This window comes from Caldicellulosiruptor diazotrophicus, assembly GCF_017347585.1.
Lineage (GTDB): Bacteria > Bacillota > Thermoanaerobacteria > Caldicellulosiruptorales > Caldicellulosiruptoraceae > Caldicellulosiruptor > Caldicellulosiruptor diazotrophicus.
Window position 1 is genome coordinate 1,222,129 of sequence record NZ_AP024480.1, and the last position, 12,694, is coordinate 1,234,822.

At 32.4% G+C, this 12,694-nt stretch carries 15 protein-coding genes; all 15 read right to left on the reverse strand.

The features are described 5' to 3' along the window. Nucleotides 1-2: 2 nt before the first annotated feature. Nucleotides 3-464: a DivIVA domain-containing protein gene (locus CaldiYA01_RS05820; RefSeq protein WP_207182501.1), complete on the reverse strand. Its 462-nt coding sequence runs from the start codon at nt 462-464 to the stop codon at nt 3-5. Nucleotides 465-488: 24 nt separating this feature from the next. Continuing rightward, the gene (locus CaldiYA01_RS05825) at nt 489-1,271 is read right to left on the reverse strand and encodes a YlmH family RNA-binding protein (protein ID WP_207182502.1); all 783 of its coding nucleotides are present in this window, start codon (nt 1,269-1,271) and stop codon (nt 489-491) included. A gap of 3 nt (nt 1,272-1,274) precedes the next feature. Next, nucleotides 1,275-1,550, reverse strand: a complete 276-nt coding sequence (locus CaldiYA01_RS05830; RefSeq protein ID WP_207182505.1) for a YggT family protein — start codon at nt 1,548-1,550, stop codon at nt 1,275-1,277. Nucleotides 1,551-1,577: 27 nt separating this feature from the next. After that, complete coding sequence (locus CaldiYA01_RS05835) at nt 1,578-2,015, reverse strand: cell division protein SepF (protein WP_207182507.1); 438 nt, start codon at nt 2,013-2,015, stop codon at nt 1,578-1,580. Nucleotides 2,016-2,035: 20 nt separating this feature from the next. Then, nucleotides 2,036-2,737, reverse strand: a complete 702-nt coding sequence (locus tag CaldiYA01_RS05840; RefSeq protein ID WP_207182509.1) for a YggS family pyridoxal phosphate-dependent enzyme — start codon at nt 2,735-2,737, stop codon at nt 2,036-2,038. 17 nt (nt 2,738-2,754) lie between these two features. Continuing rightward, nucleotides 2,755-3,900, reverse strand: a complete 1,146-nt coding sequence (locus CaldiYA01_RS05845) for an endonuclease Q family protein (RefSeq protein ID WP_207182511.1) — start codon at nt 3,898-3,900, stop codon at nt 2,755-2,757. Continuing rightward, nucleotides 3,897-4,448, reverse strand: coding sequence for an NUDIX domain-containing protein (locus tag CaldiYA01_RS05850; protein WP_207182513.1), 552 nt, complete (start codon nt 4,446-4,448; stop codon nt 3,897-3,899). Before CaldiYA01_RS05850 ends, CaldiYA01_RS05845 begins: the two co-directional genes overlap by 4 nt. A 9-nt stretch (nt 4,449-4,457) precedes the next feature. Continuing rightward, a complete protein-coding gene (locus tag CaldiYA01_RS05855) occupies nt 4,458-5,510 on the reverse strand; it encodes a DUF3866 family protein (protein WP_207182516.1) in 1,053 nt (350 codons plus the stop codon). Between the two features lie 6 nt (nt 5,511-5,516). Further along, nucleotides 5,517-5,954, reverse strand: a complete 438-nt coding sequence (gene rnhA, locus CaldiYA01_RS05860; RefSeq protein WP_207182519.1) for a ribonuclease HI — start codon at nt 5,952-5,954, stop codon at nt 5,517-5,519. A 12-nt stretch (nt 5,955-5,966) separates the two neighbouring features. Beyond that, the gene (gene proC, locus CaldiYA01_RS05865) at nt 5,967-6,749 is read right to left on the reverse strand and encodes a pyrroline-5-carboxylate reductase (RefSeq protein ID WP_207182528.1); all 783 of its coding nucleotides are present in this window, start codon (nt 6,747-6,749) and stop codon (nt 5,967-5,969) included. Further along, nucleotides 6,746-8,290, reverse strand: coding sequence for a putative polysaccharide biosynthesis protein (locus CaldiYA01_RS05870; RefSeq protein ID WP_207182530.1), 1,545 nt, complete (start codon nt 8,288-8,290; stop codon nt 6,746-6,748). Before CaldiYA01_RS05870 ends, proC begins: the two co-directional genes overlap by 4 nt. A 72-nt stretch (nt 8,291-8,362) precedes the next feature. Next, complete coding sequence (gene spo0A, locus CaldiYA01_RS05875) at nt 8,363-9,166, reverse strand: sporulation transcription factor Spo0A (protein ID WP_207182532.1); 804 nt, start codon at nt 9,164-9,166, stop codon at nt 8,363-8,365. An 81-nt stretch (nt 9,167-9,247) separates the two neighbouring features. Then, the gene (gene spoIVB, locus CaldiYA01_RS05880; RefSeq protein ID WP_207182534.1) at nt 9,248-10,489 is read right to left on the reverse strand and encodes a SpoIVB peptidase; all 1,242 of its coding nucleotides are present in this window, start codon (nt 10,487-10,489) and stop codon (nt 9,248-9,250) included. Nucleotides 10,490-10,564: 75 nt separating this feature from the next. Further along, nucleotides 10,565-12,220 (reverse strand): DNA repair protein RecN, encoded by a 1,656-nt coding sequence (recN, locus tag CaldiYA01_RS05885; RefSeq protein WP_207182536.1) that lies wholly within the window; start codon nt 12,218-12,220, stop codon nt 10,565-10,567. A gap of 5 nt (nt 12,221-12,225) precedes the next feature. Next, on the reverse strand, nt 12,226-12,684 hold the full coding sequence (locus CaldiYA01_RS05890) for an arginine repressor (protein WP_013290515.1): 459 nt from the start codon (nt 12,682-12,684) through the stop codon (nt 12,226-12,228). Nucleotides 12,685-12,694: the final 10 nt, after the last annotated feature.

A 12,694-nucleotide genomic window follows, 5' to 3' on the forward strand; every position in this document is an offset into this window, starting at 1 on the left:
TATTAGTCGTTTTGTAGTTCTTTGTCTACCATTTCAAGTGCGCTAAGTTCAGTTTGTAGTAAATTCCTGAACTTGTTAAGAAAAAGTTGATATCTCTTTTTAAGCTCACCATATTCATATGTTATTTGTAAAACTTTGCTATTTGCTTCTTCTATCATTTTAGAAGCCTTCATCTCGGCTTCTTTGATTATTGTCTCAGCTTTTTGGTATGCCACCTTTTTAATCTCCTCTGCAGTTGACTGGGCAACAATTAATGTGTTTTGAAGAGTCTCCTCAATTGTCTTATAGTTTTGAATGTTTTCATTCAAAAGTGCAATCTTGTCTTTGAGCTCTAAGTTTTCCTTATACAAAGCCTCATAATCTTTCAAAACTTGGTCCAAAAACTCTTCTACATCTTCGATACTGTACCCACCAATATATACCCTTTTAAAGGTCTTAGATTCAATATCTTGAGGGGTTAACATCAATATTTTACCTCCGCATAAAAATTATGAAAATCTCAAAACTTCTATACTAATTCTTCCCTTTTTAGTTTGGGTCAATACCTTATCTATTTTCAATCGTCCATGGTGACCAACAGAGATTAAGTCTCCTTCTTTTACAGGATATGAAGGTTTATCAATGTATATCCAGTTTACTGCCACTTTCATCTGTCTGATTAAATCTGTTGCTTCTTCTCTCGATATTCCAAAACCGTGGCTTATTACACTGTCAACTCTGAGTGATGCAACAGTAAAAACAATTCTTTTACTGTTGTTGTTAATAAACCAGTTTATATCGATTTGATTGTTTTCAATCAAACTACATTTTACATTCACTTTACCTATTTTATCTATATTTGTTACAATATATGTTGCAATTTCATCTTTTACAAATACAAGCGCGCTATTTTCTTTTACAAGAATGTCACCTATCTTGTCTCTTTTGAGTCCGTTTCCAATAAGACTGCCCAAAATTTGTCTGTGAGAAAGATTATTCTTAGCTTCAATTAAAATTTTTTGTATTGGGTATGTGAGATTTTCTACATATTCTTCAAAATCTCTGCTAAAAAGAGCTAATATATTTCTTTCGCTGCCTACATACCCGCCCCAACTTTTGTGTAGAATATGATTTTGATTTTTTAATAGGACCTCGACTGCGTACTTTATTGCAAACGGTGTAAGAAAGTCAGAATATTCAATTCCCCAGCGTAACTTTTCTATCAAGTTTTTGAGTTTCAGCACTTCATATTTGTTTTCTTCAGGAATATAAGTCATAGCTTGCTGCCCCATTTTTTATATCAATATTATGAGAAGTAGCCGCAAAAGCCATCTAAAAACTTCTAAAAGAATTATAGCAATCATAGGTGAAAAGTCAATAAAACCTATCCGAATGTACCGTAAAGCTACCCTTCTCACAGGGTCAAGAATGGGATTCACAATAGTACCTAATATCCTTCTGTATTTATTGTATGGGTCGACTATTACCCATGACAAAATTGCATCAACTATTATACAAAATTCAACAAACGAAATTGCCTTGTCTGCAAGTCCAAATAAAAATCTTATCATAAAACTCCCCCAAAAATTTTGTCTTGATTATTTCAACCATGCAAATACACCTTTTGACCTGAACTCTTCTTTGAGCTGTTCATCAACCTCTAAATCAATGCTCCTTGGAACAACAACAAATATCTTCTTACTTACTTTATGAATCTTTGCATCCAGAACATAAACAGACCCGCTTACAAAGTCAATTATTCTTTGAATATGCTCTTCTGCTACTTGTTCCAAATTGAAAACGACTATCTTGTTTTCTCTCAGGGCATCGCAAACTTTAACAACCTCATCAAAAAGTTTGAGATTATAAACTGTAACTTCTGTCTGGTTTGCTTTTCCGATTGTTACTACCTTTGGAGTCTCATGCTTTGGTTTTGCATTTTCCTCTTTTGTTTTTGAAATGTCCTGAGGCTTGTCCTCCTCTTCAATCTCAATGCCAATAAGGTTTAAAAATTTTCTTTGTAGGTTATCAAACATGACCAAAGAACCTCCCCTTATTATTTTTTTGGTCTATCTCCAAAAATTTTGGTTCCTATTCTAACTAAGGTAGCACCCTCTTCTATTGCTACTTCAAAGTCATTACTCATACCCATCGACAGCACTTCAATGTTAACATTATTATAATTTAATTTCTTGTATTTTTCAAAGATTTCTTTCATCTTTCTAAAATAACCTCTCAATTTCATGTCATCATCTTCAATTGGAGGTATAGTCATAAAACCCTTGAGAATAATATGCGGAGAATCTATGATTTTTTCAATTAAATAATCTACTTTTTCTGGATTAATTCCACCCTTTGACTCTTCACCACCTATGTTTATTTCTATAAGCACGCTGCACATTTTTTCTGCTTTTGCACATCTTCTTTCAAGTTCCTCAATTTGCTTAGGGCTGTCAATTGAATGAATGAGACTTACTTTATCGTAAATGTATTTAATCTTGTTTGTTTGAAGCCTTCCTATAAAATGCCATTCAAGATAAGGAAGTTCTTGAAACTTTGGTAAAAATTCTTGTACCCTGTTCTCACCAAAAATTCTCAGACCATACTGGTTCGCAAGCTTTATAGTCTGGACATCTACCCCTTTGGTTGCACCAAGCAAACTGACCTCACTGGGATTTCTACCACTTCTGATGCAGGCCTTTTCTATTCTGTTCATTACATCTTCAATATTCTTTTTAAGCATCTCTTTGTCAACCATAATATCATCACCCATTTTTATTCAAATATGACCCTTCCAAAATGTCCTCCAGCACCAAATTTAATAGTGTAGTCTTGATTTATAAATCTTTCAAGTTTTTGAGCTATATTTTTGTCAATATTATAACTTCTAAAAGCACCATTATTTAGAGATTTAATAAAATTTATCTCATTGCCAAAAACATCGATTATTTTTCGGATTGTTTTCTGTCCAAATCCCTGTATAAGTTCAAAAGGGAAAGTGTAAAAATAAGGTGGTTTTTCAACAGGATTTTCTATTTTGCAAAGCCATGAAATCCTGTCCTCAACACCAATTACAATATCATTGCTTTTGCAAAATGGACATAATATTAAATCTTGGCTTTTCAAATTAAATGAACTGTTGCATTCTTTGCAATACGATTTGTGGTATTTTCCAAGTTTAGGATTTATGCCATAGTTTGCAATTATTTTGTTTTCCTTTATACTTTTTATAACATCATTTGCGGAAAAATTTTCAACTTCAATTTCATTAAATTCTCTTGCAATATTTTTTAAAGAATGAGCATCCGAGTTAGAAAGAAGACTCCTTCTATGAACATCAAAAAGAGCATTTACCATGTAAGAGTCAGCAGAAAGACCAAGTTCAATTGAAAAAATTTCTGAATTTTCAAAAACTTCCTCAATATTTTTTGCTGCTGAATAAAAACCTTTGTATGGTGTAAATGCATGAGCAGGCACAGTTAAAATCTCAAATGATGATACAATCTTTTCAAAATCATCAATTCGGCCTTTGAAAACTGGACAGCTAAAATCAATTTGATTAAAGTAGATTTTAATTATTTTTCTAAAGTCCTTTAATTTTTCATAGTCATCAAAAAAAAGAAGACAGTGAAAATCATTTGAACAAAACCTCAATTCAATTTCAGCTGCAGGTATTATCAAAAGCCCTTCAGAATACAAGTTTCCATCTTTCAATTCAAGCTTCCCTTTATCTAATAGCTTATCAGTTTCATCAATTACATCCTTGCATAAAAAATCGACAACACCAATTACATTGAGTCCTTTTTCATCTTTTGCTGTTTTTATAATGTTTTCAAGTGTAAGGGTTTTTGAAGAAGGTACCTTTATATACCTTCCATTAGAAAATCCAATGTGCACGTGCAAATCGGCATATACCCTCATTTCTTCAAGCCTTGCTCCTGCAAATACATATTTGCAAAAAGAAGTCCTATTATTGTCTTTGCATCCTTAATCTCTCCTTTTTTTACCATCAGAATAGCATCAGTCATTTTAATTTTTAGTACTTCCACAAACTCATCAGCATCTGTATGAGCCTCTCCTCTGTAAAGATCTGTTGCAAGGTACACATGTATCACTTCGTTTGAAAATCCTGGCGTTGTATAAATCTCGGTAAGTTTTATAAATTCTCTTGCTTTATAACCTGTTTCTTCTTCAAGCTCTCTTTTGGCACATTCAAGTGGATCTTCACCTTTATCAAGTTTGCCTGCAGGAAGTTCTATTATTACCTTTTCAATTGGTTTTCGAAACTGTTTTACAAGGATGACATTATTGTCATCATCAACAGGAACTACTACAGCTGCACCCGAGTGAAGTACAATAGCACGTTGAGAGATATTGCCATTTGGAAGTAAAACTTTATCTACTTTTAATGATATAAATGAACCATCATATATCAATGTAGAATCTATAGTCTTTTCATAAAATTCCATCTTTAATCTTCATCTCCTTTTAAGTTTTGTTGAGACATATTCTGCTGTAGCAAAGAGTTCTAAAAAGTATTCACAATCTTGCTCATAGCTTCTTCCCATTGTGAGCATAATTGATTTATATCTTTCAACTATCATTTTATCTATTTCTTTCACAACAACCACATTGTGCTTTGCATGGTAATTGTTTAATGTCTTATGGATTTTCGCAAAAAAGATTTTATCTTCAAAATCAAAAACTGGAATTTCTACAGAACAATTCACATAATTTAGTATTGTAAGAGAATGATGGCTTATAAATCTATGCCGCTGTCTTTTTTCATTTTTTGAAACTCTTACAGGAAACACTACTTTACCGCCAAATCTAACTATATCCTCAATAACATGTACAGCTTTATAACTTGTAAATCCAAATTTTGTTCCTGTCCCCACAATTCCAGGCAGAGGAGAAATAATAGCAACATCGCATCCCAAGCTTTGGGAAAAAATTAGAGAATTTATTTCGTTTATACATTCAAAATCACCATTGAATGCTTCTTGACATGTTATTATGTAGTCCGCGAATTTGTTTTCCTTTAAAAACTCTAAATTGTGCGAAAGCTTTGCATTTAACATTCCCCAGTCATTTAATATAACAGAAATATTAATTTTTTTTACTTTTTCTTTAAGATAAACACATAGAGGCAAAAGCATGCTGTGAAGCTCACATACAATAACAATTATATCATTAAAATTTGGAACTTTATCAAATAGGTCAGGATTTTTTTCTTCTTCTGTTAGTACAGAAAATTGCAATGGTGTATATCTGAGCTTCATGATATGACCTTTTGAATTATTTTTAAAAGTATCAAAAGGCAGAATATAATCATATCCGCCAGTTCCAAGCTGAAGCATTCTTGCTGTGGTATTAACTAAAATCTCCTGCCCTTCATTTACATCGTGATTTATATCTAAAAAATTTATAGCTATACCAACATCGCCGTCTTGATATTTTACTTCAACATACTGGCAAAACTCTGTGGTATTTATTTTTCTTGTCACAATCCCTTTTTTTATTTCGAACACTTTATCTTATTGCTCCCCTTTTATCATACTTCTTGCAATTCTATCACAAAGATTATTTAGTTCATTGTCAGCATGACCCTTTACTTTTTCAAAAGTTACTTTGTGAATTTTCAGAAGTTCTATAAGCTCATTCCATAAATCGGTATTTTTAACCTCTTCCTTTTCAGATGTCTTCCATCCATTCTTTTGCCACTTTTCTATCCAATTTTGATTAACAGCATTTACAATATAAGCAGAGTCTGAATAGATTATCACTTTGCACGGTTCCTTTAAAGCCTTTAGAGCTTCTACCACCGCTTTGAGCTCCATTCGATTATTGGTTGTTTGCATTTCAAAGCCTTTTAAGACCTTCTTGATTCCTTTATATATAAGAATAGCACACCATCCGCCTGGTCCAGGATTTCCGCTGCAAGCACCGTCGGTGTAAATTGTCACTTCTTTCATCACTTTTTACACCTACAATATATTTTTAGATCTTTCAAATGCCTTGAGTATTCCATCTATTATTGCTCCTTTTACCGCTCTTCTTTCAAACTCTACAAGTCCTTCAATTGTTGTACCCCCAGGGGATGTTACCATATCCTTTATCTGTTGTGTAGTTAACATATTATTTTTCATGTTAACAACAGTACCTTCAAATAATGTTAAGATTAAGTTTAAACTTTCTTGTCTTGGAAATCCAAGTTTAACTGCTGCATCTACAAAGCTTTCAATAAAGTGAGCAACAAATGCTGGACCACTCCCAAATATGGCTGTTATTGCATCCATATATTTCTCATAAGTAACTATAACTTCACCCATACTTTTAAAAAGGTTTATTATTTTTTCTTTCTCATCATTAGTCACTTCCTCAGAAAAACATATTCCCATAACGCCTTTCTGTACGCTTATATTTATATTCGGCATTACTCGCACTATCTTTTTGTCCCCTATAACCTCTTTAATTTTTGAAATCGAAATCCCCGCTACAATAGAAACTATTATCTTTTCAGAGATGCCATCTTTTATTTTCTCAAGTACATCAAAGATGTCTTTTGGCTTTACAGCAATTATGATTATGCTGCTGCTTTCTACAGTCTCAATTTCATTATTCATCCTAATGGCACCATAAACTTGGGAAAATCTATTAGCCTTGTCAGTGTCTATATCATAACAAAAAAGCTGAGCTCCAATAGATTGTTTAATTGAATGTGCGATTGAACTTGCCATGTTCCCACAGCCAATGATTCCTATCTTCATTTTCTTTTCACCTCAAATATAAATTCTTTTATTGTTGAAACTTTCAATATACCAAACATAAGGGTACACATGAAATATATACATGTACAACAAGTTATCATAACTACACCTTCGATAAAGACAGAGGTTTTGAGCACGCTAAGTACTGCTTTGCCTACAATAACCATTATAGCACTTGAAAGGACAATATAAAACATCTTTAACATATTAAAATGGGCAAAACCAAAAGATTTTAACTTATCTAAGTTTATCACAAAGACCATAAAGTAGCATATGATATTAGCTAAGACAAGCCCTGATATGTTTAGATTGTATATCACGACAAACACAAACATGCATATAATCTTTATAATCACACCTGTTAGTATACTTTTTACAGGTGCTATAAAATGTCCAGTTGCTTGCAGCACCGACGTTGTAAACTGAACAAGAGAGATTAAGATGGTAAGAAAAGCAGAAATTTTTAGAACACTATCTCCTGTAGCAGCGTTGAAAAATACAATTTTAAATATGGTATCAGAGAAAAAGTAAAATGCTGCACAACAAGGAACTGTCACAAGAATGATGTACTCAAAAGCAGTGCAAATGAGTTCTCTTTTCTCTTTTTGCTGTTTAGTTGCTACCACATATGAAACTATGCTAACAGCCATCGACACACTGAATGTAAGTGGTACGTGTATAAGAGTCATTGCCTTGCCTGAAAATATTCCAAAAAGCTGTGAAATTATTTTATCGTCATATCTTCTCAGATGCATAAAATATGGAAAAAGCAAAGAGTCAACAATTGATATTATTGACATTAAAAAAGACGATAGTGAAAAATAAATAGTAAGTAAAAGAATGTTTTTAGACTCGTAGATTATATCTCGAGAAACTTCTTTATTTTTGGCATCATTTTTTGAACTGTTTATAACCTCATCCTCTTGCAAAGCAAAAACAAGATACATTAAAGAAAATAAAGCACCTATACTGCTACCTGCAAGTGCCCCTGCAACTGAAAATTGCACCCCTTTTTTTAAAAGCAAAATACAAAACAAAAGTCCGAAACAAACTCGTCCTAAAGATTCTATTATCTGGGATATCGACACAATAGTCATCTTTTTGATACCGTTAAAATACCCTCTGTATGATGCTTGAACAGAAACAAGAAATAATGCAGGAGCCAAAGACAAATAAGGAACATAAGCCTCTTGTGGCCATTTAAAGATTTCTATTATTTTTTTAGATAAAACTACATATAAAAGAGAAAATAAGAAAGAAACAGATGATATAATAATCAAACCTGTGTAAAATGTTATTTTGCAAGCCCTGTAATTTTTTTCAGCATGATAATAGGAAATTTGTTTTGAAACTGCAAGCGAAAAACCTGTCATTGTAAAAGTCAAAACAGTAGTATAAATGGGATAAGGCAGCTGATACAACCCTATCCCATAGTCACCAACAATATTTATAAGAGGAAGTTTTAAAAATACACCAACAAACTTTGCAAAAAGTGAACCTACTGTCAAGATGATTGCTGAATATATTAATCCTTTTTTCATAAACTAAAGCTTTCTATATCAAAATAATTGCTCTATAAAAGTGTATGTAAATTATCCTTTTTTAAATTCTTTTTATTTTGCCTGGGAGGACTTTTTTATCTTAAGCCTTAACTTGTCGCTTATCATGGCTATAAATTCAGCGTTAGTAGGTTTTCCTTTATCCTGTGAGGTGGAATATCCAAAATATTTGTAAAGTGTTTCTGCCTTACCTCTTGTTGCTGAAATCTCTATTGCATGTCTTATTGCTCTTTCTACCCTGGTTGGTGCTGTGTTATATTTTTCTGCAATCATTGGATACAAAACCTTTGTAATCCCATTTAAAAGATCAGCATCCATAGTTGCTAATACAATTGCATCCCTTAAAAATTGATATCCTCTTACATGTGCAGGAATACCAATTTCTTTAAGAATTTCCGTGACCTCTGTTTCCAAATCTACTTCATTTATAGATTTTTTCTCTACAGATTTCGAAAAATTTATATCTACAGCTTCTGACTTCGAAGATGAGCTAAATAAAAGTTGTCTCACTCTTTCTATCATAATATTCAAATCAAAGGGTTTTACAAAGTAATACAACGCCCCCATGTTAATTGCTTTTTGTGAAATATTTTCCTGGCCGACTGCAGAGATAACAATTATGTTTGGACGTTTTTCCACACTCGATAGATTTTCTATTACACCAATTCCATCAAGGTATGGCATTATGATATCAAGCATCAAAAGGTCTGGTCTTTTTTCTTCCACAACTTTCAAGGTTTCAACACCATCATATGAATTACCAACTACCAAAAAATCTGGCTGGGAATTAAAAACTTCTGTTAAAAGCATGTTAAATTGTCTATTATCATCTGCAATCACTACCTTCAACTTTTCCATATATCTCCCTCTTTTTGATGTGTTATATACATAAAAATTCAACAGCTAGCCTAAACTTCCTTTTAGTATTTTTCAATAAAATTATTTGATGCTTTTTGTAATATTTAGCATATTGTCAATAAAAACACCATACCCTTTTTCTGGTTCTTTCAAAAAAACATGGGTAATAGCTCCTATAAGTTTGTTATCCTGTATAATTGGAGAGCCACTCATTCCTTGAACAATACCAGATGTAATTTGGAGAAGCCTTTTATCAGTAACTTTTACAACAAATGCTTTCGTTGAATTCTTGTAAAGAGGGAGAATTCTTTCTATTTTTATTTCAAACCTTTCAACATTTCCTGAAATCTCGCTTAAAATATATGCATTACCTCTATGGACATCTTGAAGACGTGCAACCTCTATGCTTTTGAGATTATTCCAAAAATTACTTTGAATTACTTTACCATAAATACCATATATAGAATTAGCAACTACATCTCCAACTACACAGTTTTCATTGATATTGCCTACAACTTCGCCAATCTCACTTCTATTGTTTTTTCTTATGTCAACTACTTCAGCTGAATAAATTTGTCCTTCTTTTACATCAAGGAGAATACCTGTATCTATGTCTGAAATACCATGACCAAGAGCACCAAATACTTTTTTGTTGTTATCTACAAAAGTAACTGTTCCGATGCCGCTTGTACCATCTCTGACCCACAATCCTATTTTATAAACACCCTCGTTACTTAAAAGCGGTTTTACCTTATATTGTTTGTACACTCGACCTCTTTTGATTACAAAAGTCAAGCACTTACCACCTGATGAGTTTATAATTCTAAAAAGTTGACTACAGTCTTTTACCTTTTGTCCATTTACATATATAATCTTATCGCCTATTTGGATACCTGCTTCTTTTGCAGGAACTCGTGAAGTGGAATTATTACTACTACTTACATAAGAATATCCAATCACAAGTATTCCATCTGTCATGAGCTTAATTCCAACAAATTTTCCAGAAACCCAAACTCTATTTGATTCGAGAATAGAGATTTTTACTCTTTTGAGCGGTATTACCCCAATTTTTATTTCAAAAAATACTGATGTAATCTTCTTTGGGATATAAATTTTATTTGTTTTGTAAAGAAATTTTGTTTGAGTTTTATTTTGAACATTTGAGGGACTTAGATTCAGGCTAATAAAAATAGGTGTTTTGATAGTAATAGCTTTGTCTGAGCTGTAACATGTTAGGCAATCAGGAGTAATATAAAGATAAATGACAAAAAAGATGGTAATTAAAATATAAAAAAGCAAAAGTCCACATGCCAATTTTTTCAATTTAATTTGCACCTTAAATTAAAATTTCTAATAAATTATCCTCTCCACTATTCACTAAAAATATTCTTTGGTATCTCAAACAAACTGAGATTTAAGCTGTTTTGCATGAAGGATTGAATTTTCTGTAACATTTTCTCCTGAAAACATTCTGGCAATTTCTCTTAGCTGTTCATTTCCTTCCAGCTTTTTAATATTTGAGATTGTCAAGTTATCTTTAACTTCTTTATATACATAATAGTGAGTATCTGCGGCAGCAGCAACTTGCGGCAGATGTGTAATACAGATGATTTGGTGTTTTTTAGATAGCTCTTTTAAGAGCTTTGCAAGTTTGTTGGCAACAACTCCACTCAGCCCGCTGTCTATCTCATCAAAGATAATCAACTCTATATCGTCTTTTTCTGCCACAATAGACTTTATTGCAAGCATTATTCTCGAAAGTTCCCCGCCTGAAGCAATAGAAGAAAGAGGTCTTGGTTGCTGACCAACATTTGTTGATATCAAAAATTCTACTTCGTCAATTCCCTCTTCGTAAAGCTCTCTTTCCAGAAATTTAACATAAAAACTTACATTCTTCATTTCAAGCTGGGAAAGTATCTCTAATACCTTTTTTTCAAACTCCTCAGATTTTCTTCGCCTAATATCCGACATCTTCTCAGAAATTTCATCAAGTTTTTCTTTAGTTTTGTTCAAATACTCTTTTAAATCAAGAACTTGCTTACTATTATTTCTAATTTTCTCCCTCTCTTCTAATAATTTCTCTTTATACTCTAATATCTTTTCAATTGTACTTCCATATTTTTTCTTTAATCTGTTTATTTTATCAAGTCTGTCCACTATTTGTTCTATCTCATCTTTATTCACTTCGTAGCTCTGACTTTTTTTGGATATAGACAACAAGATATCCTCGATTTCATAATACACGTTGTTAAGTCTTTCAGATATTGTCTCAAATTCTTTGTCATACCTTGAATTTTCGTTAGCAAGTCTGATACACATCTCAAGAGAGTCTATAATTGTATTATTAATAGTATCAAGCATTTTTTCACTGTTGTGCTTAAGTTTCCAGCTGTTTTGAATAATCTCTTTTCTTTTTTCAAGTTCTTTATCCTCAGATATTTGAGGATTCACATTTTCGATTTCATTTATTTGGTAATTTAATAAATCAAGCTGTCTTGCCCGTTCTTCTTCTCTTGTTATTATCTGCTCATAAAGCCTTTTTTTCTCTTGATAGTCACGGTACAAATCCTTATACTCAGTTTTTAACTCTTCAAGTTCTTTCCCGCAAAATCTATCTATGTATAAAAGTTGAATTTTTTTATCATTCAAAAGATGAGTTTCATTCTGTCCATGAATTTCAAAGAGGTGCTTAGTTATTTCTCTTAAAGATGAGAGCAATACAAACTGATTATTAACTCTACAGATGTTTTTGCCACTGCTGTACACCTCACGGCTAACAATCAAAAAATTGTCTTCAAGAGAAATTCCCATTTGAATTAGTGTATCAAGAACATTTTTTTTCTCAATTTCAAAAATTGCAGACACGCAGGCCTTTGAACATCCTGTTCTTATAATCTCTTTTTTAAATTTTGTTCCCAAAAGTAACGATAAAGAGTCAATGATAATAGACTTGCCGGCACCAGTCTCACCTGTCAGTATAGTAAGACCTTTGTCAAACTCAATGTCAAGTCTATCAATTATAGCAATATTTTCGATAAATAATCTTTTTAACATGATATCTACTCACCTTGGCTTATGATAGCTTTTATCCTCTCAACTATTTTATCAGCTGCTGCACTGCCTTTAGTTGCTATAAAAATGGTGTCATCGCCTGCAATTGTTCCCACAACCTCGGGCCAGCTCAATGAATCAATGGCAGCAGCAGCACCCTGTGCAGCACCTGTAATTGTCTTTATAATAACAAGATTATCAGCAGTGTCATATTTGATTATCGATTCAGAAAAAACCTTTATAAGTTTTTCAGTAATATTTGCTTCTGGACCTGATAAAACTGCATATTTGTACTTCCCTGTTTCAGTCAAAACCTTGGTAAGTCTTAGCTCTTTTATGTCTCTTGAGACTGTAGCCTGTGTCACATCATATCCGAGTGCCTTAAGTCTTTCAACAAGTTCTTCCTGTGTTTCTATATCTTCATTTTGAATTATTTCTAAAATTTTCTGTTGTCTTTCAGATTTCATAGCAAAAACT